21 protein-coding genes are annotated in these 24,611 nt (G+C 39.3%); 13 read left to right on the top strand and 8 right to left on the bottom strand.

The window, feature by feature from the left end; all coding sequences use genetic code 11:
- The first annotated feature begins 6 nt into the window (after positions 1 to 6).
- From PTRA_RS17275 to PTRA_RS17265, 3 genes are all read left to right on the top strand, one after another.
- Entirely contained in the window at positions 7 to 777 is a 771-nt protein-coding gene (locus PTRA_RS17275; protein WP_058374899.1) for an undecaprenyl-diphosphate phosphatase, read from the top strand.
- A 22-nt stretch (positions 778 to 799) separates the two neighbouring features.
- Positions 800 to 1,021, top strand: coding sequence for a hypothetical protein (locus PTRA_RS17270; RefSeq protein ID WP_011329898.1), 222 nt, complete (start codon positions 800 to 802; stop codon positions 1,019 to 1,021).
- Between the two features lie 93 nt (positions 1,022 to 1,114).
- Complete coding sequence (locus PTRA_RS17265) at positions 1,115 to 1,306, top strand: DUF3185 family protein (protein WP_011329897.1); 192 nt, start codon at positions 1,115 to 1,117, stop codon at positions 1,304 to 1,306.
- A 184-nt stretch (positions 1,307 to 1,490) separates the two neighbouring features.
- Here the strand turns inward: PTRA_RS17265 and ahpF are convergent, their stop codons facing one another.
- Both ahpF and ahpC read right to left on the bottom strand, forming a co-directional pair.
- The gene (gene ahpF / locus PTRA_RS17260; RefSeq protein WP_058374898.1) at positions 1,491 to 3,062 is read right to left on the bottom strand and encodes an alkyl hydroperoxide reductase subunit F; all 1,572 of its coding nucleotides are present in this window, start codon (positions 3,060 to 3,062) and stop codon (positions 1,491 to 1,493) included.
- A gap of 151 nt (positions 3,063 to 3,213) precedes the next feature.
- Positions 3,214 to 3,783 (bottom strand): alkyl hydroperoxide reductase subunit C, encoded by a 570-nt coding sequence (ahpC, locus tag PTRA_RS17255; protein ID WP_058374897.1) that lies wholly within the window; start codon positions 3,781 to 3,783, stop codon positions 3,214 to 3,216.
- A 256-nt stretch (positions 3,784 to 4,039) separates the two neighbouring features.
- On the opposite strand from ahpC, the gene PTRA_RS17250 reads away from it, so the two are divergent.
- Genes PTRA_RS17250 through PTRA_RS17240 form a run of 3 tightly spaced genes read left to right on the top strand, consistent with a single transcriptional unit; the run spans position 4,040 to position 5,699 of the window.
- Positions 4,040 to 4,459 (top strand): DUF3429 domain-containing protein, encoded by a 420-nt coding sequence (locus PTRA_RS17250; protein WP_058374896.1) that lies wholly within the window; start codon positions 4,040 to 4,042, stop codon positions 4,457 to 4,459.
- Positions 4,460 to 4,487: 28 nt separating this feature from the next.
- Positions 4,488 to 4,892 (top strand): hypothetical protein, encoded by a 405-nt coding sequence (locus PTRA_RS17245; RefSeq protein WP_058374895.1) that lies wholly within the window; start codon positions 4,488 to 4,490, stop codon positions 4,890 to 4,892.
- 3 nt (positions 4,893 to 4,895) lie between these two features.
- Positions 4,896 to 5,699 carry a class I SAM-dependent methyltransferase gene (locus PTRA_RS17240; RefSeq protein ID WP_058374894.1) on the top strand — a complete coding sequence of 268 codons (804 nt, stop codon included), beginning with the start codon at positions 4,896 to 4,898 and terminating at the stop codon, positions 5,697 to 5,699.
- A gap of 20 nt (positions 5,700 to 5,719) precedes the next feature.
- Here the strand turns inward: PTRA_RS17240 and PTRA_RS17235 are convergent, their stop codons facing one another.
- Positions 5,720 to 7,321 carry a GMC family oxidoreductase gene (locus PTRA_RS17235; RefSeq protein ID WP_058374893.1) on the bottom strand — a complete coding sequence of 534 codons (1,602 nt, stop codon included), beginning with the start codon at positions 7,319 to 7,321 and terminating at the stop codon, positions 5,720 to 5,722.
- Positions 7,322 to 7,424: 103 nt separating this feature from the next.
- Here PTRA_RS17235 and PTRA_RS17230 point away from each other — a divergent pair, with 103 nt between their 5' ends.
- From PTRA_RS17230 to PTRA_RS17210, 5 genes are all read left to right on the top strand, one after another.
- Positions 7,425 to 8,426 (top strand): AraC family transcriptional regulator, encoded by a 1,002-nt coding sequence (locus PTRA_RS17230; RefSeq protein ID WP_058374892.1) that lies wholly within the window; start codon positions 7,425 to 7,427, stop codon positions 8,424 to 8,426.
- A gap of 37 nt (positions 8,427 to 8,463) precedes the next feature.
- Positions 8,464 to 9,468, top strand: a complete 1,005-nt coding sequence (locus PTRA_RS17225) for a Gfo/Idh/MocA family protein (protein ID WP_058374891.1) — start codon at positions 8,464 to 8,466, stop codon at positions 9,466 to 9,468.
- A gap of 303 nt (positions 9,469 to 9,771) precedes the next feature.
- Positions 9,772 to 10,632 carry an EamA family transporter gene (locus PTRA_RS17220; protein ID WP_058374890.1) on the top strand — a complete coding sequence of 287 codons (861 nt, stop codon included), beginning with the start codon at positions 9,772 to 9,774 and terminating at the stop codon, positions 10,630 to 10,632.
- Between the two features lie 679 nt (positions 10,633 to 11,311).
- On the top strand, positions 11,312 to 13,729 hold the full coding sequence (locus PTRA_RS17215) for a TonB-dependent receptor (protein WP_058374889.1): 2,418 nt from the start codon (positions 11,312 to 11,314) through the stop codon (positions 13,727 to 13,729).
- A gap of 88 nt (positions 13,730 to 13,817) precedes the next feature.
- On the top strand, positions 13,818 to 15,404 hold the full coding sequence (locus tag PTRA_RS17210) for a tetratricopeptide repeat-containing sulfotransferase family protein (protein WP_058374888.1): 1,587 nt from the start codon (positions 13,818 to 13,820) through the stop codon (positions 15,402 to 15,404).
- A 162-nt stretch (positions 15,405 to 15,566) separates the two neighbouring features.
- On the opposite strand, the gene PTRA_RS17205 is transcribed toward PTRA_RS17210, so the two are convergent.
- Positions 15,567 to 16,424 (bottom strand): PA4780 family RIO1-like protein kinase, encoded by an 858-nt coding sequence (locus PTRA_RS17205; RefSeq protein WP_058374887.1) that lies wholly within the window; start codon positions 16,422 to 16,424, stop codon positions 15,567 to 15,569.
- A 358-nt stretch (positions 16,425 to 16,782) separates the two neighbouring features.
- Positions 16,783 to 18,762, bottom strand: a complete 1,980-nt coding sequence (locus tag PTRA_RS17200) for a ligand-gated channel protein (protein WP_058374886.1) — start codon at positions 18,760 to 18,762, stop codon at positions 16,783 to 16,785.
- A gap of 120 nt (positions 18,763 to 18,882) precedes the next feature.
- Here PTRA_RS17200 and PTRA_RS17195 point away from each other — a divergent pair, with 120 nt between their 5' ends.
- Positions 18,883 to 19,785 carry a LysR family transcriptional regulator gene (locus tag PTRA_RS17195; protein ID WP_058374885.1) on the top strand — a complete coding sequence of 301 codons (903 nt, stop codon included), beginning with the start codon at positions 18,883 to 18,885 and terminating at the stop codon, positions 19,783 to 19,785.
- A gap of 214 nt (positions 19,786 to 19,999) precedes the next feature.
- On the top strand, positions 20,000 to 22,249 hold the full coding sequence (locus PTRA_RS17190) for a bifunctional diguanylate cyclase/phosphodiesterase (protein WP_058374884.1): 2,250 nt from the start codon (positions 20,000 to 20,002) through the stop codon (positions 22,247 to 22,249).
- Between the two features lie 151 nt (positions 22,250 to 22,400).
- Here the strand turns inward: PTRA_RS17190 and PTRA_RS17185 are convergent, their stop codons facing one another.
- From PTRA_RS17185 to PTRA_RS17175, 3 genes are all read right to left on the bottom strand, one after another.
- The gene (locus PTRA_RS17185) at positions 22,401 to 22,649 is read right to left on the bottom strand and encodes a DUF4282 domain-containing protein (RefSeq protein ID WP_058374883.1); all 249 of its coding nucleotides are present in this window, start codon (positions 22,647 to 22,649) and stop codon (positions 22,401 to 22,403) included.
- Positions 22,650 to 22,809: 160 nt separating this feature from the next.
- Positions 22,810 to 23,379 (bottom strand): hypothetical protein, encoded by a 570-nt coding sequence (locus PTRA_RS17180; RefSeq protein ID WP_058374882.1) that lies wholly within the window; start codon positions 23,377 to 23,379, stop codon positions 22,810 to 22,812.
- Positions 23,380 to 23,381: 2 nt separating this feature from the next.
- Positions 23,382 to 24,599: a murein transglycosylase domain-containing protein gene (locus tag PTRA_RS17175; protein ID WP_058374881.1), complete on the bottom strand. Its 1,218-nt coding sequence runs from the start codon at positions 24,597 to 24,599 to the stop codon at positions 23,382 to 23,384.
- Between the last annotated feature and the right edge of the window lie 12 nt (positions 24,600 to 24,611).

The following is a 24,611-nucleotide window of genomic DNA, read 5'->3' as shown; positions in this document are numbered from 1 at the left end:
TTGAACGTGGACATTTTTAACGCAATTATTTTAGGTATTATTGAAGGTATTACTGAGTTTTTACCTATTTCGTCAACCGGGCATATTATTGTAGCAGCGCAATGGTTGGGAATAGAAGCAACGGCTACTAATCAAGCATTCGGCGTAATTATTCAATTAGCCGCCATTTTAGCGGTACTTGCCAACTATAAAGATAAGTTCACTCCAAAACATCTTAACTTATGGATAAAAATAGCCATCGCATTTATTCCTTTAGGCATTATTGCTTTTATTTTTAGTGACGTAATAAAAGCACTATTTAACGTACCCGTTGTGGGAGTTATGTTTATTGTTGGTGGCGTGATTTTTTTACTGCTAGAGCGCAATTATAAAGAACAAAACTGCACCACTACCGATGTTACTCAAGTGACTTATAAGCAAGCAATATGGATTGGTATAGCTCAAGTATTCGCACTTATTCCTGGAACTAGTCGTGCGGGCAGCTCTATTGTAGGTGCTATGTTGTGTGGTTTAAACCGCAAAGCCAGCGCTGAATTTTCATTTTTACTTGGTTTACCTGTACTTGCTGCAGCGTCTGGGTATGATTTGCTAAAGCATTATGACTTATTTACTTTTGACGATTTAACCGCCCTTGCTGTAGGCTTTGTTACCTCTTTTATAGTGGCCTATTTTACAATTAAATTATTTATCCGCTTTTTAGAAAACTTTACTTTTGTAAGTTTTGGTATTTACCGCATTATATTTGGTGTTATTTTATTAACCATAGCTTACGTTTAATACATATTTAAGAGAGATAATAATGAACGAAAAAATAAATCAAGAAGCACTGCACGCACTTAAAATAGCATTTACCTACATGCCTAAAGCTATCGAGGTGACTAAATACGAATACGGCGAGCGTTATCAAACCGTACTTGATCATATTGAAGCCGTGCGCGAAACACTCCTTATAAACGACGTAGATCCTGAGGAAGTGGGCGGCGATATAAACCCAGAGTACACACCAAATTCAACCTATTAAATAATCATAAATTGCGTTAGCTTATTTACTATTATTTAACTACTATATTTACTAAGTATTTTTAACTAACACTCTAAAAAGTAAGGATCTATTATGAATAACAAAGTGATTGGTATTGTGCTTATTATTATTGGCGTTGCGTTGGCTATTTGGGGGTATGATGTTTATGAAGCAGCTGGCTCACAAGTAAGCCGTGCGCTAAGTGGCGACACGCCAATAGAAGCATGGGCCGGTATGATCGGCGGAGCTGTGTGTATAATAGTCGGCATTACCAGGGTTAAGTAACATGCAGCTTATAAACGCTGCATGTTAAAAAACAAAAATAATCAGTGTTTATTTAACCCCTAAATTAAATATAAAAAAAGCCGCCTTTGGAGAAGGGCGGCTTGGGTGAACAAACAGCTATGGGTGTATTTTTGCTGTTATATCAAGAGACATTTTTTAACTAACCTGATGCAGGTTAGCTCAATTAAGCTTGCTCTGTTTCATCGCTGTGGCGAATTAAGTAATCAAACGCACCTAAGCTGGCTGTTGCGCCACTGCCCATCGCAATTATTATTTGCTTAAATGGCGTATTGGTTGCATCCCCCGCGCCATAAACGCCTGGGAGTGATGTTGCGCCTTTGGCATCAATTAAAATCTCACCAAATTTACTCAATTCAAGCTCGCTGTCTTTTAGCCACTCTGTATTTGGTATTAAACCAATTTGTACAAATATACCCGCAAGGGTGAGTTGCTTACTGTCGCCACTTACGCGATCGGTGTAAGTTAAACCGGTTACTTTTTTACCATCGCCGAGTACTTCAGTTGTTTGCGCACTTTTAATAATAGTAATATTAGCCATACTGCTAGCTTTGCGAATAAGTACTTCGTCGGCACGTAATGTATCGGCAAATTCAAGCACAGTTACATGCTCTACAATATTGGCCAAATCAATCGCGGCTTCTATACCTGAATTACCGCCACCAATTACCGCAACGGGTTTGCCTTTAAATAAAGGCCCATCACAATGTGGGCAATAAGCCACACCATGGCCACGATATTGTTGCTCGCCAGTTACGTTCATTTCGCGCCAGCGTGCACCGGTTGCCAATACCAGCGACTTAGCACTCAGTACCGCGCCGTTTTCTAGGGTAATTTCGTAACCATTATTACTGCGACTAAGCTTAGCTGCACGTTGGTTATGCATTACATCTACGTCGTATTCTTTTACGTGCTCTTCTAGTTGCGCTACTAGTTTTGGCCCTTCGGTGGCTTTAATCGAAATAAAGTTCTCTATTGCTAAAGTATCGGCTACTTGTCCGCCAAACCTATCTGCAACAATACCGGTGTTTAACCCTTTTCGTGCTGAGTAAATAGCAGCCGATGCACCCGCAGGCCCACCACCAATAACTAACACGTCAAACTTTTCTTTTTTACTTAACGACTCAGCTTGGCGCTGTGCACCTTTGCTATCTACTTTATTGAGTATGTCGGTTAGGCTTAGTGCACCTTGGCTAAATGGTTCGCCATTTAAATAAACAGCCGGTACAGCTAAAATATTTCGCTCTTCTACTTCGCCTTGAAATAACGCGCCATCTATCATGGTGGTTTTAATTTTATTATTCGTTGCTGCCATAGTATTAAGTGCCTGCACTACTTGCGGGCATGTCTGGCAACTTAAGCTTATATACACTTCAAAGTTAAGCTCTTGAGTAAGTGATTTTATTTGTTCAATGTCCTCGGCTTTTGCTTTACTGGCATGTCCGCCTGTGTGCAATAGCGCTAACACTAAACTAGTGAATTCATGGCCCATAGGTACACCCGCAAACGTAATATGGGTGTTTTTTATAGGTGAATGTACAACCATTGACGGCCGTCGTGCGCTTGTATCTGGGTTGTTTATTACCGTAAATTTATCGCTTAGTGTGGCTAAATCGTTTGCTAAGCTTGCTACTTCTGTTGATTTTTTGCTGTCGTCCAAGGCGATAAGCAGCTCAACAGGCTGAGTAAGCGATTCAAAATGGCTTTTTAATTGATTTTTTATGTTGTTATCTAACATGGCTTAACCCTTTTATTGAAATTTAAACAGCAAGCCTCCCATGCCAAATAATGCATGTGCTTAAACAAGTATATTGAAATAGGAGGCACCAACAAACGGATGTTTATTGATTTAAGGGCAGTTACCTGCCCTTACTTGGTAAATCGAGTACTTAAATTTTACCAACTAAATCTAGTGAAGGTGCAAGTGTGTCTTCACCTGGCTGCCAAGATGCAGGGCAAACTTCACCGTCGTGCGTTGCAATGTATTGTGCAGCTTGTACTTTACGAACGAGTTCTTTAGCGCTACGGCCAATACCTAAATCGTGCGTTTCTATAATTTTAATTTCGCCTTCTGGGTTCATTACAAATGTACCGCGAAGTGCTAAACCTTCTTCTTCAATCATTACGCCAAAGTTACGTGTAATGCGCCCTGTTGGGTCGCCAATCATAGGGTAAGTAATTTTACCTATTGTGTCTGACGTGTCGTGCCATGCTTTGTGAGTAAAATGAGTATCGGTAGATACTGAATAAACTTCTACGCCCATTTCTTGTAATTGTGCGTAATAATCTGCCATGTCGCCAAGTTCAGTTGGGCATACAAACGTAAAATCCGCTGGGTAAAAGAAGAAAATAGACCATTTACCAAGTACGTCTTTTTCAGATAATTCTACAAAGTCGCCGTTGTGGTAAGCGGTTGCATTGAATGGTTGTAATTTTGTATTGATTAATGAAGTGCTCATGGTATTTCCTCATTTATGTTTAATGTATTTAAAAAGTAATCAACGCTATCGTTTTAAACGACCCTCTGCGTTGGCTTGATTAATACTATAAGAGCAATGAGAATTTAAATAAAACTGATTGTTTAGATTGATTCAATCAGTTTTTGAGATGGGGGTTTGGCAAATTACTTTTATACGCAATTTTTTAAGGTAGCTATTAGTAATACTGTTACAATAGCCGCGCTAAATACCCACCATATAAACGAGGCGTGCTGTTATGGAAAAATTTATTAACCACATACAACTAGGCTACTTGGGTTTGCTCCCATTTTTAGGCTGTGTTGGTTGGCCACTAATGTTTGGCAGTAACAGTGTAAACTTAGAGTTTTTTACTTTTTACAGTATTGCTATTTTAGCCTTTATGGCGGGTAATTTATGGCGTGCTGGTGAGCAAAGTTACAGCAATGCTATAAAAGCTATTATTGTAGTTATACCTGTACCGTTTTTATCATTTTTACCGGTTGAATGGGCGCTTGCGTGGTTAGCGGTAAGCTTTTGGTTAGTGCTTATTTTTGAAAAAGCATCACCACAATGGCAAAGCTACCATAAAGATTATCAAAAAATGCGTTTTGTACTCACCTCTGTGGTGTTTGTATGCCATATATTTACTATTGGTATGAGCATTTACCCTAACTAATTTAAACTATTGCGCTTAAGGGCACACCATGATTGACCAATTACGCCAGCAACTTAATACGCTTGGCGAAAACTACGTAGAAAAAAAAGCGGTATTTAAAATTAAAGTTATTCCATTTTTTTGCGCCATTAGTATAAAAAAAGACCACAAAAGTGAAGGCCGTCTGAGCTTTTATTCTAATCAACTCATTGAAATACTAATGGTGGTATTATTTGTTTTGTTTGGTTTATCTATTTACGACATAGACGCTGGCTTTACCCATGGCCCTATTCATATTATGTTCGCTATTTTAATTACCTTTAACCTTATACTTAAGCAAGTGGCCATTGAAGGGTTAAAAACACGTTTAGCCATGCTGCGTTTATATGAGCAACAAACGCTAAATAATAACGCCGACGTTATCATTACAAGTAGCGATAAAAATACTAAATAACTTATGTACCTAAATCCCAAATGGAAAATACTTACAGTGGGCGATGGCGATTTATCGTTTTCTAACGCGCTGCATCAACACCTAAAACCAAGCTTATTGGTTGCCTCTACGTTTGATGACGCAGCCACTATTGAGCATAAATATCAAGACAATGCACTAAGCACTTTAAAAGCCAATAAGGTAACCGTACTTAATAGCTTTGATGTTACAAAACCCCAGTGCTGGCAAAACCTAAACGTTAACTTACATAGCTTTGATGTGGTTATTTTTCAGTTTCCGCTTATTCCTGCCTTTGTGGGCCGCGAAGCGTTTGAACACAATACTCAACAAACCAGTATGAACGTTTTAAATCGTGCTTTACTGCACCAATTTATAAAATACGCTAACGAGTATGCACTTAACCCCAATGGTCCAATGCTGTGCTATATCACTTCAAAAGATGTAAAGCCTTACCGAGAGTGGAATATAGAAGGCAGTTTAAATGCACATTTAAACGCTGAGTATTTAGGGCAAATGCCGTTTGATATTAGCCGCTTTTCTGGTTATAAAATTCGCAATGTTGATCGCGATAAACACGTAAAAGACACCAGCGGTATTACCTATGTATTTAGCCCAAAACAACATAGCGAGTTAAGCTGTCATCTTACTTTGCCGCATTATTTAACCCCAAATCACTGCCCACTTTGTCGTGTTGGCCCCTATATGGCAACCGAGGACGAAAACAAACATTTAAATGCCAAAAAGCATCAGCAAATGCTGCGCCTAGAACACGACTGGCAGCAATGGCTTAATACCTTTTATACTTAAGGTTTAACTTAAGGATTAATTTAAGAATTAGCCTGCTTAATTAAATCGGCCGCTTTTTCAGCAATAGCAATAACCGCGGCATTGGTGTTACCGGTTATTATGCTAGGCATAATTGAGGCATCTACTACGCGTAGCCCTTGTATAGCGTAAACTCGCAGCTCATTGTCAACCACTGCAAGTGGATCATTACCCATTTTACAAGTACCTACCGGGTGGTATTCGGTATCGGCCGTTTGCCGAATAAATGCAATTAATTGCTCATCGTTATTTATATCAAGCGGGTAAACCATGTCACCACGAATGGCATCAAATGCACTGCTTTGCATTATTTGTAGTGTTTTTTTAAGCCCTTGTAACATTACGTTTAAATCGTCGGGATGGCTTAAATAATTAGGATCGATTAGCGGTGCGCTGCGCGGATCGCAATCGGCTAGCGTAACAGCACCGCGGCTTTTAGGGCGCATAATACTACTATGAATACTGTAACCATGGCCGGTGTGTAATTTTCGGCTGTGATCATCCACTAAACCCAGCACAAACTCTAGCTGTACGTCAGGCGCGGGGGAGTCATCAAATAGCTTAATAAATGCATGCGACTCTGCAAAGTTGGTGGTTAAGCACCCTTGGCGCTTACTAAACCAATCTATACAGCCTTTTAACACTCTAGCTGCCCCTGGAATGCTCAAGCCAAACGTGCCTTTACTGGTTTTTGCTCTATACAAAGGCACCACTGTAAGGTGGTCGTGTAAGTTAGCCCCCACCCCCTCTAATGGTACAATCACTTTAATATTATGCGCGTGTAAATGACTCCTGGGGCCAACCCCTGAAAGCATTAACAGTTGCGGCGAATTAATTGCCCCCGCACTGAGGATCACTTCATTATTGGCGTATAAATTAATTACCTGTTTATTAAGCTCAATTTGTACACCTTGCGCCATATTATTGTTTATTATTACTTTATTTACATGGCTATTGGTTAATACGGTTAAGTTTGCACGTTTTAAATGAGGGGTTAAGTACGCTTTAGCCGCGCTGCAACGCTCTCCATTATGTTGCGTAACCTGTGAAAGCCTAGCACCTTGCTGCTCGATTGCATTTATATCGTTATTTAAACTCACCCCTTGCTCAACGCAGGCATTTAAAAAACATTGATTTACTGGGCTTGGTTCATTCAACTCTTGTACGTGAAGTGGTCCTTGTGTGCCATGTAAATCACTATTGGTAAATGTTTTATTGTTTTCGGCTTTTATAAAGTAGGGTAATAAACTGTCATAATCCCAGCCACTATTACCATTGGCCGCCCACTGATCGTAATCGTATTTATTGCCTCTAATATACACCATGGCATTAATAGAGCTTGAGCCACCCAATACCTTACCTCGTGGCATAAAACCACAGCGATTATTCAGCTCTTTTTGCGCTACTGTATTGTAATGCCAGCTATTAATACCATAAGGCACACTTGCAGCAACCCCTGCGGGCATTTGTACAAAAGCACTCTTATCGCTAGAGCCTGCTTCAATTAAGCACACGCTCACATTGGCATTTTCTGATAGCCGCGAGGCAATAACACACCCTGCACTGCCCGCGCCTACTACTATGTAGTCAAATGTTGTATTCATAGCATGCCTTTTATAATTTTTACACATTAACCATAACCACAATATTGCATAGATAAAAACATAAAAACTTGATATTTTTAGACACCAACAACAAAGGTTAACTATGAGCAGTTTAATAAGAGCCACGTCTTTACAAGGTATTGATACGCTAATTTTAGAATTTGGCGCAAATGTAGCTACCGTTATGCAGGCGTGTAATATTAACGTTGATTTTACTCAGCTCGAAAACCAATATGTAAGCTATCGTTGCTATGCAGCATTATTAGAATACTGCGCACAACAATTTAATTGCCCCAGCTTTGGCTTAAAGCTCGCCAACCGACAAAGTTTTGATATTTTGGGTTATATTTCTATTGCCGCTAAAAGCGGGACCTATTTAAGTGATGCACTAGATTGGGTGGTTAAATACTTACATTTGCACAGCCCTGCTCTTAGGCTTACGGCTCATCCATTAGAGAACGATAAAAACTTGTTTTTATCGTTCGAAATTAATCTTAACCCGCTGCCTAACATTAACCAAGTTACCGAACTAACAATTGGCTTAGCCATGGGAGCGATTAAAAAGCTTAGTAATAACCAATGCAAACCTATCACAGTTTTTTTACCACAAAAGCTCACCACCAATAAGTATGCTTATAGCAGCTATTTTGACTGTAAAGTAATAGAGCACCGCAACAGCGCGGGTATTGTGATTGCAAAACAAGACTTAAGCATAGCACTTGAACAAGGGGAGCTGACTAACGTAGAGGCTGCACGAAACTTTTTAGCTAAAAATAGTCAATACAACAGCCCATTACCCATTCAAGTAAGCGCGTTAATGCGCCCCATGCTGCCTATTTATCAGTGCTCTAATCACACTATTGCTGCGGCGCTTAATATGCATCCACGTACTTTACATCGCAAACTAGCTAAGCATAATACCAGCTTTGTAAAGCTCAAAGATGCTACGCGCCGTGCACTTGCGCAGCACTATTTAACGCAAGGGCAACTTACTATATCAACCATATCAGAATTGTTGGGTTATCAAGAACAAGCCACATTAAGCGCCAGTGTTAAACGCTGGTTTGGCTGTTCTCCTCGCGCATTTAGAACAAATAATTGTTAAACTGCGTATCACTTTTTATGAATTTATAGAGTTGAGTATGAACTTTGTTATTGTCGGTACTAATTTTATTAGCGATACCTTATTAAAAGCAGCCAACACCTTAATCGATTTTAATTTATATGGTGTATGCTCGCGCGCAACAACGAGCGGCGAAGCCTTTTTAGCTAAACACCCAAAAAATACTCAAGCAAAAATATTTACCTCAATAGAACAAGTTTGCCAAGACGAGCACGTAGATGCCGTTTATATTGCCGCACCTAATAGCTTACATCAGCTATATGCAGTGCAATGTTTAGCAGCAGGTAAACATGTACTTGGAGAAAAACCAGCGGCGGCTAATAGTGCCGAATTAGCCACTATTATAGCAACTGCTAAAAAACATCAACGGTTATACATGGAAGCCATGATGACCACGCATTTACCCAACTTTGCACTGTTGCAACAAGCCATGCTAAAAATTGGTACACCGCGTAAGTTTATTGGCCAATACAGTCAGTATTCATCGCGCTACGATAAATATAAAAATGGCGAGCGCCCAAATACCTTTTTACCTCAATTTGCTAATGGTGCTTTGGTTGATTTAGGCATTTATCCGCTGTATTTATTAATAGCACTGTGGGGCGCACCAAACAGTGTACACGCAAGCGGTGTACTCCTTGATACCGGCGTAGACGGTGCAGGCGATGTACTTTTAAATTACCACGATAAACAAGCGGTGATCAGCTACTCTAAAATATCGCAAGGCGATAATATTACCGAAATACAAGGCGAACTTGGCCGCATTAGAATAGAAGCTGTATCGCAACTCAAAAAAGTAGAGTTTATTGCTAATAACGGTGAGCGCGAACTACTGTCGCAGCCTTTTGATGAGCATTTTATGAAACATGAAGTTGATCATTTTATGCAAATGATTACACAAAAAGCGCTACAATCGGATATTAATACACACCAGCTGAGTATTGATGTAATGCATGTACTTGATACCGCTCGCGCGCAATTAGGTGTTGTATACCCAAACGATAAAGCTTTTGAGACTAATTAAACCTTTGCTGTAGAACCTATTAGCCGTTTTATCCAAAAAACTCCGAGAAAACCCATTGATCGACACGAAGCGGTGTCGGTGGGTAGTTCACAATATGAGTGTTAGTTTAATAGCTAACGCTCATACGTTTTTAACTACTTTTGAGCTTGTGAAGCAATAAGCTTAACAGCCGCAACAACATATGTTTTCTTTAACAAGAACAAAGCGAAAGTTGCTTAATATGTTGTTTATCGAATAAGTTTACCTCGAGTATCAAAAACAGGTAGAATGCGCCAAATTTAATAGTGATATACAAGGAAAACAATGCATTCATCTACGAAAGAACTCTTACTCGCTGTTTTTTGTATATTGCTCGCTATGGTAACTATTCAATCTGGTGCGTCGCTTGCCAAGCAACTCTTCCCTATTGTAGGCCCTGAAGGGACTACTGCACTACGTTTAGGCTTTTCTGCCACTATTTTATGTCTGATTTTTAAACCATGGAAACACTTCCCTGCAGCAGGCCAACGATTTCCTATTTTAATTTACGGCCTGAGCCTCGGCGGTATGAACATTTTGTTTTATTACGCCATAGAGCGTATTCCACTGGGTATTGGTGTTGCACTTGAATTTACCGGCCCATTAGCAGTTGCATTATTTTCATCGCGCCGTAAGCGTGATCTATTTTGGGTAGGCTGTGCTATTGCGGGTATTTTATTACTACTGCCTGATATGAAAGGCCAAGAAAGCCTAGATCCGGTTGGCGTTATATTGGCGCTTGCCGCTGGTGCATGTTGGGCGGGTTATATTCTTTTTGGTAAAAAAACCGGTAATCAAGGATCTGGTGGTGCAACTGTGGCTATGGGTATGACTATTTCGGCCATTGTACTTGTGCCCTATGGCGGAATTTTGCAAGCCTCTTCATTCAGTTGGGATATTATTCCGTTAGGTATTGCTATTGCAATACTCTCAAGCGCCCTGCCGTATACCCTAGAAATGATCACTTTGCGTAATATGTCGTCGCAAGGCTTTAGTATTATGATGAGCTTAGAGCCCGCAATTGCAGCATTAGCCGGATTACTCATATTAGGCGAACTATTGTCTATTTGGCAGTGGCTGGCAATATTACTGGTAATTATTGCTTCTGTTGGCAGTTCAACCTCAAAACCACAAAGCAGCAGTTAATCTATCCTCATTAAGTCAGTAGGCCGTATTAACCTTAGGGATTAATATTTGTTCAATTTAGGGGCAATTTAATCCCGGCGCGAAATTTGTAAGCTAATGGGCTCGATAACTGCTCCTGCTTTAGTTTACTGGCTTACATCCATGCAGGAAAAGTTACTCCCCTAGATATAACCCTTCGGGCAGCGCGTGTTTGGCATTTATGCGTCGTTATCGCCTACTTATGATGAATACCCACATTACATAGGCTCTGCCTAACCTAAAAACCAAACGCACTGCTACAACTTCAAAAGATAAATATGCCCTAACCTCTAGTGGCTTTAATTTTCTAATGAAAACGGCCATGTTTTTGTATCATTTATACTTGTTACTTTAACCCTTTACCTGCATTTAAATGCATAACAGTTTTGCTCATCAGTGTAATGCCACTTGCTACTCAGCATCTTGCTATAAATTTTACTACTGTTTAGCTTTTAACAACTAAGCTGTAAGAGCACGCTGAATGCTTTTTAAGCAAGCAACTGTTACCAATGGTTATTTATTAATCTAAACAAACTTAGATTTGATATTTATTCTATAAAAGTGAATTATAATTCATATTTTTATTCCCAGATGTATTCCACCCTGATAAACTAAAATCCTTACTTACTCATTATAACTAATTGCATTAGGATCATTTTTTATGTTTAAACCAAGCCTGTTAACCTTGGCTATTTCAAGCACACTTTCGAGTGTGGTTTTATTCTCTAATACCGCTTCAGCTCAAGAACAAGTGGTTACAAAAAACAAATCACTTGAAGTTATAGAGGTTACGGCAACACGACGCAGCGGCTCTGTGCAAGCAGCACCACTTAATATAACCGCGCTTGACGCTGATGTAATGAAAGATCAAAACATTAGTGAACTTGCCGATGTAGCACGCTGGGTTCCTGGTTTAACAATTACTGACCAAGGTGGCCGCGAAGGTTCACCTATTATTGTACGTGGTTTAAATACTAACTCATCGGGTCCAGCGTCAGATGGCGGCACTGTCGCAACTTATATCAACGAAATTCCGGTAAGTGTTGATATGCGCCTCGTTGATATTGAGCGCGTAGAAGTACTTATTGGACCACAAGGTACATTATATGGCGCAGGTACATTAGGCGGCGCCATTCGTTACATGCTAAAAGCGCCAGAGCTTGATTTTACCTCAGGCGAAATTTACGGTGATGTTTTCCAAACCCAAGAAAGTGACTCAGTAGGTGGTGAAGGTGGCTTTATTTTCAACTTACCAATTATTGAAGATAAACTTGCTATACGTACTAGCTTAAACCTATATAAAGATCCGGGTTTTGTAGATTACAATTATGTTGTTCGTGAGCCGGGAGTATCGCTTAGCGATCCTGATTGGAGCAATACTGATGCCGTTAACAACAACCTTAAACAAGTAAAAGATGCCAACGGCGAAACCACCACTACAGGGCGTATATCAGTTCGTTATAAAGCGAGTGAGTCTTTTGAAGGTACGCTTAACTATTTTTATCAAAAACAAGAAAGCGAAGGTCGTTCAATTGTTCATAGCAACAGCTTAAATGCAAACAATGGCTTAAGCGATATAATTGGTAAGTACGAGTCAGCGTATCGTTACGAAGAGCCACGTGAAAAAGAAGATCAATTACTTAGCCTAGAACTCAAAGCTGACTTAGGCTTTGCAGAGTTAGTATCGGCTACCGGTATATCAAGCTTTGAAGCTGAAGGTCAACGCGACCAAACCGATTTACTGATCCGTCTTGATTATGGCTACGAAGAGTTTCCAGCATTTTCAACATTTACCCGCGAAACTGATGAAGTAGACACCTTTACCCAAGAGCTGCGTTTAGTATCACAAGGTGATAGCGATTTGAGTTGGATAGTAGGTGGTTTTTATAATAAAAAAGACACAGATGCATCAAGCAGAGAATTTACACCAGGCTTTGATCAGTTTGCGGTTGATAACTTTGACGCAACTCAACTTAGACCTGACGCACTAGAGTACCTAGAAATAACGAGCAGCAAAGTAACAGAGTCCGCTCTTTTTGGTGAAGTTGGTTACCAAGTAACCGACAAACTAGATATAACGCTTGGTGTACGATTTTACGAATACGATGTAAAGTCTAAAGCCGCTTTTGACTTTCCGTTAGCAAATACATTATATGATGGTGCCGGCCCTAACGATATCGCTATTAACTTTGAAGAAAATGCAGCAAGTGATAACGGTAATTTATTAAAATTTAACGCTAAGTATCAATTTAATGACACCGTAATGGGCTATGTAACAGTAAGTGAAGGCTTTAGAATCGGTGGTTCAAATGGCTTGGTTCCGTGCCCTGATCCACTTCCTGAGGATCAACAAACAGGCTGTGGTAAACCAGATGAAATGCTATTTGATGCCGATATAACGACCAACTACGAGCTTGGCTTTAAAAGTACATGGTTTAGAAGTCAGTTACACTTTAACGCTGCACTCTTTAACGTAGATTGGGACAATGCACAAATTACTGGAGCAACCGCGGTAGGCCAACTGCCTTACCTTTCAAACGCTGGCAGCGCTAACGCAAAAGGCATTGAAATTGCTACTCGCGCTATTTTATCAAACTCGTTTAGCGCCTACGCAACATACGCTTACACTAAAGCTGAGCTAACATCAGATGCACCATTTTTGTTTAACGCTGACGGGAGTGATGGCGCTGCAGATGGCGATCGCCTACCTGGTTCGCCAGAGCATCAGTTTTCATTAGGTATTAATTACCAAACTGACGTGTTTAACGACAAAACATTAGATATAAACTACGGCTTAACTGCGCAAAGTGACGTTATTTCCAAAGTTGGTTTACGTGATAACGGTGAAGTACTACCAGGTTACAGCTTAAGTAATATTTCAGCTAAGTTAACAGCAGATGCGTGGTCAACTACATTGTATGTTGATAATATGTTTAATAAATATGCTGTTACCTCGGTACGTCGCTCAGATGCCGATATTACAAGTGCTAATGGCGCAGAAATACAACGTAACTATGGCCATTACATTAACCGCCCTCTTACGGTAGGCATTAAATTTAACTACAAGTTTGAAATATAATTTAAATTACATTTAAACTGTACTTAATCTATGTCATAAAGGCTCAAATTTATTTGAGCCTTTTTATTTATACGAGCTAACTATAACTATGCCCCCTAGCCTAAAACAGTTACATCAAAGTGCCATAAATTACTTAAACCAAGGTGATGCGCAACAAGCGCATAAAGCTTTAGTTGAACTTGTTACCCAAAAACCAGACTTTGCAGACGGCTATTTTTTATTAGCTATGGTAAACCTGCAAGTGGGCCAAATTTACAAAGCCATTCAGCTGATTGAAAAAGCGCAAGGTTTGAAAGAAAGTGTTGAATACACAGCGCAACTGGCAAAATGCTACGCGCTAACAGGGCAACTACAAAAAGCCAAAACAACCGCATTAAGTGTTGCACTTAGCAAAATAACTAAAGCGCTGGATGCAGACACTTTAGGCGTTGCACTCACACAAGCGGGTTTACACGAACAAGCAATAAATTACTTTGAATGCGCGTTAACGCTTTCAAATAACAAACAAACTCCACAAGCACAGTTTTTTTATAACTTTGGTGTTTGCGCTAAATTTTTAGGCCTTTTTGAGCAAGCTCAAGATGCGTTTGAAAGTGCTATTACTCTAAAACCATTACATCACCAAAGCCACTTTGCATTGAGCGATTTAACTAAAGCAAGCACGCAAACTAACCATATTAAGCGCTTAAAAACGGTTGCAGAACAGGTTACTCACCCCGATGCAAAACTACATATTGGCCATGCATTAGCAAAAGAATATCAAGATATTGGCGCATTTTCGGATGCTTTTATAGCACTGCAACAAGGTAAAGCCGATAAACTTAAAAACAGCCCATTTGATAACGAGGGATCTGCGGCTTTATTTGCACATATTAAAAAGTTAAGCCTTGAGCACAACAAGCTAAACGCCTCAGGTAACCCAAGCAAGGAGCCTATTTTTGTTTTAGGTATGCCGCGCTCTGGCACCACCTTAGTAGAGCGTATTTTATCAAGCCACAGCGACGTGCAATCTGCAGGCGAACTGCAAGACTTTGGCCTGTGTGTTAAAAAAATAAGCCAAACTACCTCGCCGCACGTGCTTGATAACCAAACCCTGAGTAGCGCTTATCAAATGAACTTTGAGCAACTTGGTACTCATTACTTAAATGCTACCCGCGTAGTTACAGGCAATAGTAAACACTTTATTGATAAACTCCCTTTTAACTTTTTTTATATTGATTTAATAACTAAAGCATTACCTAATGCAAAAATAATTTGCCTGCTACGCGATCCAATGGACACCTGTATTGGTAACTATCGCCAACTATTTAGTATTAATAACCCTTATTACGCTTATTCGTTAGACTTACTTGATACCGCTAAATTTTATAGCCGTTTTTATAAACTAATGCAGCATTTTCAAAGTTTGCATAAAAATACAATAAAATTAGTTCAGTACGAGGAATTAGTAGCGCAGCCCGAAGCGCAAATTAAAGATTTAGTTAAGTTTTGTGATTTAGCGTGGCAACCGCAGTGTATTGATTTTCATTTAAATACAGCGCCGGTTTCTACCGCCAGTAAAGTGCAGGTTCGCCAACCACTCAACAACAAAGCCATTGGCCGCTGGCGTGCATTTAAACCACATACAAATGAAATACAGCAGTACTTTAAAGCGCAGGGAATAGGAGTGAAATAACAGCTAAATTACTCAAGGTGAAAGAGAAAGCGTTAAAACAAAAAACATTTGCTTTATACGGGCTCAGGCCGCGATTAAGTTAACCTTTGTTTTATTGAATTTAACTGCAACGGTTTGATGTCTAGCTACTACACGCTAGACATCAGCTTAATTTAATTAAGTTTAAGCATCTTCGTCAACGTCTCGAATACGGTCTAAGCGCTCCAGCTCTTCTTCACGAGCAGCTTCAATTTCTTCAAGTATTGCATCAACATCAGCGGCTTCACTGTTATCTTCAAATTCACCTGTTAAAGTGGAGTTAGGCGTTAAGTTTGCCTCAGAAAATAATGCCCACATTTCTTTGGCGTATTGAGTTTGCAATAAAGCCGGTGCATATTCGCCGTAATAACGGCGCATATTATTAACATCGCGAGCAAACATTGCTTCGGCGCTATTATTCGCTGCGGCATTAACCGCTTGCGGTAAGTCGATAATTACAGGGCCTTTGCTGTCAACCAATACATTAAATTCTGATAAGTCACCGTGGATGATACCCGCACACAACATTAATTTAATGTAATGCATCATTAAGCTATGCTGCCTAATCGCCTCTTCTTCACTAAGAGCTACATTACCTAACTGCGGGGCAACGTCGCCGCTGTCATCGCACACAAGCTCCATTAGCAACACACCATCAATACAGCCGTAGGTGTCGGGTACACGTACACCGGCACTCGCTAAACGTGATAGCGCATCAACTTCGGCATTTTGCCAAATTTCTTCTTCTAATTGGCGACCATAACTTGAGCGTTTACCCATAGCACGCGCTTGGCGCCCACCACGAACTTTACGGCCTTCTTGATATTGTGCGGCTTTTTTAAAACTACGTTTACTGGCTTCTTTATAAACTTTAGCGCAGCGAATATGATCGCCACACTGCACTACAAAAACATCGGCTTCTTTACCGCTCATAAGCCTGCTGAGTACGTCATCAATTAAACCATCATCAACTAGCGGTTGTAGGCGTTTAGGTATTTTCACAGGTTTTCTGCTAAATAAAAGGTGCTAATAACATTTATTTTATTAACTTGGTTATGGTTGTCTAGGTGGTTCAAACGAGGTGTTACCTTTGCGGATTAAGTGCGGTTATAGAGTAATAGCAAGCAGTAATAACATTTAAGTGTCAACTAAGCAGCTACATATATGTGCCTAGAATAAGCGACTCAAGCGTAAAAGCCAACCGCATTTTATAATTTATCAGTTTTTTTAAACAAACTTTAATACTGGCTGCATTTACTGCAATAAAATTGATGCCTAACTACAATAAATAATGGCTATTTAGTATATAGCCATTATTTATTTTTTTAAAAAGAAGTCATTAAATAGCTAATTAAAGTACTTAAAATTGCCATGCTAAAGAAGCCCAATAACGACGTCCGTCTTCTACATAACCATACTCTACTTCGCTAATTTCTTTATCAAATAAGTTATAAACTCCCACGCCTAATTTAATGTTGTTACTTAATTGATAGTTTGCACCTAAATCTGCTGTGGTATAGCTTGGAGCAATTAAGCTACTTTGCGATGGCCCAGTTGTAGGTTGGCTTTCTTCCCCGCGATAGTGCATACGTGCCCATGCACTAAATGCATCGCTTAAAACCCAATTAACAGAGGTTTGCAGTAAGTGTGTTGGTAATTGATTTAATGGGCTTCCTGCATAAGTGCCCGTTTTTTGCTCCGATTCGGTGTAAGTATAATTAGCGCTTGCACTTACTTTACTGCTTAGTTTAAACGATGCTGATAGCTCAAACCCTTGTGTTACTGCTTCATCTACATTTACGTAGGTTGTTGGGTCTGAACCAAATTCATTTGGACCGTCGGTGCATTGAGTTAATGGGCAAGCTATACGTGATATTTTATCGTCAAACTGATTATAGAAAACAGTGGCCGAGGTACTGAACTTTTCACCTTTATCGTAATAAACACCTACTTCATAATTTATTGATTTTTCAGGCGCTAAATTCGCATTACCGTATATATTACCGCCGCGACTAACCTGCCCCCATTCTGGCGTAGTTGCTCGTAAACTAGGTGCTTTAAAACCGGTAGATACACCTCCTTTAACGGTTAAATTATCGCTCGCATTAAGCACACCATATAAACGTGGGCTAATATGGCCGCCAAAGCTACCATCATGGTCGTATCGAATACCGCCGGTTAATGCAAAAAACTCGCTGGTTCGCCATTCATCTTCGCTAAATATAGACCATTGCTCGTTATCTATTTGCGATACATCACTTAATTTGTTGCTGGTATGATCGGTTAAATCTTCTTTTTTATAGGAAGCGCCCAATGTCGCATTATGCTCACTCGCAAGCGGAATACTCCACATCGTTTGTGCATCTGTATTTTTAATAAGCATTTCACGTGATTTATTATTGTATTCATCGTACTTTATATAGCTATTAGAACTACCAAAGTCATAATAACCATTATGGCTTACCGAGATGGTTTTTTGCTCGTATTGTGTAGTTGTTGATTCAGGGCAACCACTGCGGCCACACTTTTCCTCTGGAGCAAGTGGCGCAATTGTTTTACCCACAGTCGCATCTAACGTTTGTTCAGCACGACCGAGCTCTAATGTAACCTCGTGATTTTTATTAGGTGTTACTATAAACTTAGCTTTAAGATTATTTTGCTCTTTGCCTCTAAAACCAGCTACTAGGTCATCTTCATCGCGTTTTGTAAATTGCCCGTATAGCTGTATTCCAAGTAGTTCATCAACTAATGAGCCCGCTGTAAAAAAGTTAGCTTGGTTAATGTTCCCAGACTCATTACTTTGTTGAATCGTACTATCTAAACGCACCTCGCCGTACCACTGCTCAGGTGTTTTACGAGTAATTATATTGATTACCCCGCCTATCGCATCAGAGCCATATAAAGATGACATTGGACCGCGAATAACTTCTATACGTTCAATGGCCCCAATAGGCGGTGTCCATGCTCCCTCAACGCCTGGGCCATCGCTGTTTGGCCGTGTTTCACGCGATGTTTGTCGTTGGCCATCTATCAATATTAATGTATAGCCATTAGCCATGCCACGTAAGCTAATATCTTTTCTGTCGCCACCGCCAGTCACTATAACGCCTGGCACGTCTGTCATAGCGTCGGTTAAATCACGGTAAAAACGACTCGCTAACTCTTCTCTATCAATCACACTAATAGATGCAGGAGCATTTTTAATTAGCTGCTCATACCCTGATGCAGTGACCACCATCACTTCCATATCATCGTTTGTTTTATTTGCTTGCGCATAATTTGTAAAGGTAAATAAAATTGCGGCACTTAAAGGCAATAATTGTCGACTTGCGGTGTTCATATTTGTTTCCCATGTTAGAATTATTAATTGATAATGATTAGCGTTTACAATATTAAGGATAAGTGCATTGCCGAGCAATATAAGTATGCTAATAATTAAATTAAGGAAAACTTAATCACTATGAATATCAAGTTAACACGCTCTTTAACTATGTTTGTGCGCATAGTAGAAACAAACAGTATGAGCTTAGCTGCTAAACAATTAGGCATGACAACTTCTGCTGTAAGTCAGCAAATTAAAACACTAGAACAAGAGGTTGGATTAAACTTATTCAATCGCAGTCCACGATCATTAAGCTTAACTGAAGCGGGTGATATTTATTATCAAAGCTGTAAAAAGCTGCTGCAAACAGCAGAGCAGACAAAACAAAAACTACAGTATTTAACCGGTATACCAAGTGGCAAACTTAAATTAGTTGCCCCTGTTGGCTTTGGCGCTGGGTTACTTTCTGAGCCATTAAAACGCTTAATAGAGCTACATCCAAAATTAAACATAGAACTAATTTTAACAGATGAACCTATTGATATGCTTAAAGAAGGAGCCGACTTAGCATTGTGTATTGGCCCACTTAACGACTCAAACTTAATAGCCCGAAAATTAGCCCAATGGCCTTATGCTCTTTGTGTTAATGCGACACACCCTTTAGCAAAAAATGATCAATGTATTGAACAATTAAACCAGTACACTCATATAGCTCACAGCCATTTAAACTATCAATTATTTAAGCCAAACAGCGCACCATACACACTTAAAGCTCCGCGTATAAAAGTAAATAATATGCAATCAGTTATTCAATTAGTATGCGATGGATTAGGTTATGCAATGCTACCAGAGCCAGAAGTGCGCGAACGCATTAAAAACAAAGAGTTAAAGCAACTTCATAAAGACTGGCAACGTTCAAACTACACTGTGTATGCAGTAACGCCAAAACGAGATTTTATTGCTGCAAAGACTTATGCGTTACTCGATATTTTAAAAAAGCACTTCGCTGAAGTCACATTAGGTACTAAGCAACACTTATAACTACTCGTATTGTTGTTCTATATAACAAATGATAACAACCAGTTAAAAATTAAAACAAAAAGAGTTTAAATTTTATTCGATCCTAGTATTGAGTTAAATTAGATAATGTTTACAATATCAATAAGGTGCTGCTTAATTAATATAAAATAAATTCCTCGTTTTTATTAATGCTATGCGCTCAGACACATTAACTATTATTTAGGAACTTTTCTGAGTGACTCCAGCACAACATTCAGCATTATTTGCAGCCCAACAACAGATTATAGAGCAGATCGCATTAGGTGTAGATATACACCTGTGCCTGCATACTATTTGCGAGCAAATTGAAGCGATAATTGACTCTAAAAATGCTAAAAGTTCAATTTTAATTTTAGAAGGCAACCAACTTCGCCATGGTGCTGCGCCTAAACTCCCCCCTGAATATTGCCAAGCAATAGACGGTGTTACAATTGGTGATAATGTAGGGTCATGTGGCACTGCGGTGTATACGCAGCAACAAGTTATTGTTAGTAATATAGCTACTAGCCCACTTTGGGCTAATTATAAAGCTATTGCACTAGCACATGGTTTGCAAGCATGTTGGTCTACTCCGATTTTTTCCTCAGATAACAAAGTACTTGGTAGTTTTGCCGTTTATTACATGTACCCAAACGCACCAACCGCATTAGATTTAAAGCTTATTGAACGCTTTACTCATTTATCGGGCCTAGCAATAGAAAAAGCGCGCTCTGTCGCAAGAGAAAAAGCACTTAGTTTAGAGCTACAACGCTCTAACGATAAGTTAAAAGCATTTATTGAAGTGATCCCCGATTTAGGAATCATTTTTGATGAGCAAGCGCGGTATATTGAAAGTTATGGTGCTAGCAACGAGCTACAATGTAATAGCTTAAGTAATGAGCAACGCATAAGCTCACTGCCATTAGGTGATCCTAATAAAGTAATCTCTATCATTACTAAAACACTGAAAACAGAGCAAGTACAGCTGTACGAGTACGAACTTAATTGTATGGGTAACCGACATATTTTTGAAGCTAGAACATCAGTTATTAATAACTACCTACTTGATGAGCCAAATAAAAAACATGTTTTATGGATGATACGCGACATTACCGAGCGTAAGCTTGCTGAAGAGCAAGTAAAAAAACTGGTATTTTACGATCCATTAACCACTCTACCTAATCGCCGCATGCTAACTGACACGCTCGAATTAATGATCAGCAAATCTAAAAAGCAGCTTTCATTTGGCACTCTATTATTTTTAGATTTAAATGACTTTAAGCGTATTAATGATTCATTAGGCCATGTTATTGGCGACGAGGTTTTACTCGAAGTTGCTATGCGGTTAAAAGCCGTGATTAAAAAAGCAGGTATTATTGCGCGAATTGGTGGTGATGAATTTGTAATTTTACCTAAGCACCTAAGTAGTAATAAAAACAGTGCACAAAGCCAGGCAATAGTGTGTGCTAACCAAATACTCGACTGCTTCAAAAACCCATTTAAAATAAGCAACTGTAGTTACAAAATTACCGCCAGTATTGGCATTAGTTTTATTGAAGGCCCAGACACAACAAGCAACGATGTACTAAAGCGGGCTGATACAGCTATGTATAGCGCCAAAAAACTTGGCGGCCATCGTTTTGCATTTTACGATCCGGCACTGCAACACGAATTAGACTTACGTTTACAGCTAGAAAGCGACATTATAACTGCAATAAAAGAAAAACAATTTGTGGCTTACTTTCAGCCGCAACTTGATTGCCAAGGTAACATTATAGCCGCTGAGGCATTAATTCGCTGGATACATCCCCAAAAAGGCATTATATCACCCTACTACTTTATTCCTGTTGCAGAACAATCTGGTCTGATTGATCAACTGCAAAGCAGTGTATTGTTTGACGCTTGCATGTTAATTAAAACCTTAGAGCAAACACAGCAACTTTATGATTCATTTTGTGTTGCTATTAATATTAGCGCCTGCCAGTTTATAACACATTCCTTATACAACAATATTGTTAGCATTGTAGATGCGTTTGGTATATCCCCTACAAGATTTAAACTGGAGATAACCGAAAGTATTTTACTGGATGATATGGCTGAAAATATTGCACAAATGCAGCAACTCAAAGCTAAAGGGTTCAAGTTTTCGATTGATGATTTTGGCACTGGCTATTCATCGCTAGCCTATATACACACTTACCCCGTTAGTGAACTAAAAATAGATAAAAGCTTTATTGATAAAATACATGAAGGTAATAGAGGGTCTGCCATTGTGAGTACTATAATCTCGCTTGCGCACAACCTTGGCTTTAATGTTATTGCCGAAGGCGTTGAAACCGCAGAGCAAGCTAAAACACTCACACAACTTAATATTACCGGTATGCAAGGCTACTATATGGCCTATCCTATGCCCGCAGCTGAGTTTATTTCTTGGTTAAAACAACGTAACAGTAACAGCAAAAAGTAAGAAGCGCAGCGCTCTTAACCTCTTTGTAAATAATTTACTTAAAACTATTTTTGCGAATGCATTTTAGGCTTTTTAAACCTCAAAGTGGTGAAAATAAAATAGCGTGTCTGGTTTTGCTTCTAATTGAAACTTACTATGACACGCTGAAAATTTATTCTGATTTATTAGCTATTTTTTGTAAATTCTCGTGAATTTTGAATAAAACGATAAGTAGTTCACACCAAATTCTAGCACCAATTACGCCACCAACAATAATACCAAGCCCGGCCCAAAAACCACCACCGTACTGCATAAACATAGTACTTACACCAGAAATTACAGCACCCAGTAACATTAACCAATATACAAAAGTAATGATTTTAGGTGTCAGCATAGATTCAAAGAAAAAAACATCTTTCATTTTTTAGTCCTTTTTAAAATAGTCAGTGAGTTTTTATTTCACAAAAAATGAGCGCTTATTAGCCCTCATAGGTATTAACTAGCTAGCCTAAATAAGGCTAACCGGCTGTATATTTAATTAAAGCTAATTACGCTATTAAATTAAAAATAATGTGTAGCAATTACTTATTTAAATTATCGAGTTCTTTTTCTAAGTCTTTCATTGCTTTTTGCGCTTTGAACTCTTCGTAAAGCGCTTCGCGTGAACCTGGGTCTAAACGTTTGCCCGATTTAGCCACTAGGTTATTAAAGGTATCTTGTGTGTTGCTCATTACTACTAAGGTACAAAGTTGTTTTTTGCCATCTAAACGTGCAAATGCTACCTCTTGAGGTATAGCGCCAACAAGACTTTGCTCTGCAACTTGTTTGCTTACTTGCTCAAATGTACCACCTACATTTAGCTCATCATTACTTTGCGCTTTACGTTGATATAGGCGGTCCATAACACTTGCTTTTACTTGTATTTGCTGCGATAGATCTGCACGCGCTGCTGCAATGGCCTGCGCTCTATCTGTAGACATACTGCCCGACCAAGGTACACATGACGAAGAAGCTAAACCTTTATCTGATACAGGTAAAAGTACCCAATTTGGTACTGAATCATTTTTAGCAAGCGGTGCTGATTGCGTTTGCTCTGTACTTGAACACGCACCTAACGCCAAAGCGGCTATTACTGGTAATAACTTTTTCATATTTAAATTCCTTTCAATTGTGCTTGATAATATGCGGTGCGTTTAACCACCTTTTGTAAATAATTACGGGTTTCTTGTGCAGGTAAGTTATTAACCATATAGGTATAAATCTTATCTGCCGACATTGCATTAGCAGCAATACTTGCCTGATTTAGTGAGTTTGAGCCACTGAGAGTTTTAGCTACATTGCCTGGGCCAGTATTATATGCGGCTATGCTCATATACAGTCTTGATTGCTCGTTACGTACATTTTTAAAATAGCGATTACTTAAAATATGCAGATAAGTACTCCCCGCTTCTACGTTATTATCAGCCTGAAATAAATACTCTGGGCTAAGCAATAACGGCTTACCTTGCAAGAAGTTACTTACATCTTTACCGGCAGAAGTAGGCACTATTTGCATTAAACCAAATGCAGGGATAGGTGAGCGTGCCAGTGGATTAAAGCTCGACTCAGTATGTATTATTGCTAACAATAAGGCTGGCTCTAAGTTGTAACGCGCAGCTTGTACTTTTACCTCTGGCAAATAACGCTTTGCTTGGTTTGAAAGCGTATTAGCAGGCAATTTGTAGCTAATTGTCACCCTGTCTTTTTGCTTAGTTATTACAGGAGCCTTTGCAGCTAGTACCTCTTGTACAATTTCTGTAGAGAGCACTGTTTGCTCAGCTACTTTTTTAGATTGAGTAGCTGTTAGTGGCTTACTTTGTTTAACCTTTTTATTTAAAGGCTTACCTGTTGAAATAATGCTTTTACTATTAAGTGTGTTATTAGCTGTAATGTAAATTGGATCTTTGGCAAGCGTTTTATCTACGGTTACCTGTGAGAGCTCGTTTAACTGCTCTTTTGCATATTCAACGGCTTGCTCATCGCTTTTGCTACTTAATAACTCAACAACCACTTCACCGCTTTCAAAATTTACACTGGTGCGTTTATTTAAATCGTCACTATATTTGACCCACACTTTTGAGCTGGGTAGATTTGGGTCTTGCCATTTTGCAGTTATTTGTTTTAAATAAGCGCTTTCTGCATCACGCCAGGCACTCACAAACGCTTCAAACTCTTGCTTTTGTTGTTGTTTGTACTGACTAAACTCGCTTTGACGCTGCTTTAAAAAAGCTTCAAATTCGGCTTCATCACTTGTTTGGGCTAGGCTATTTAAACTTAAAGTAAGGCACGCAATAGTACTTAACCTTAGTAAGTATTTACTTTTCAAGTACACTTTTTATATCCT

Origin of the sequence: Pseudoalteromonas translucida KMM 520 (assembly GCF_001465295.1) — a bacterium.
Taxonomy (GTDB): domain Bacteria; phylum Pseudomonadota; class Gammaproteobacteria; order Enterobacterales; family Alteromonadaceae; genus Pseudoalteromonas; species Pseudoalteromonas translucida.
Note: the sequence above shows the minus strand (reverse complement) of the source record. Positions and strands in the feature narration are given on the sequence as shown.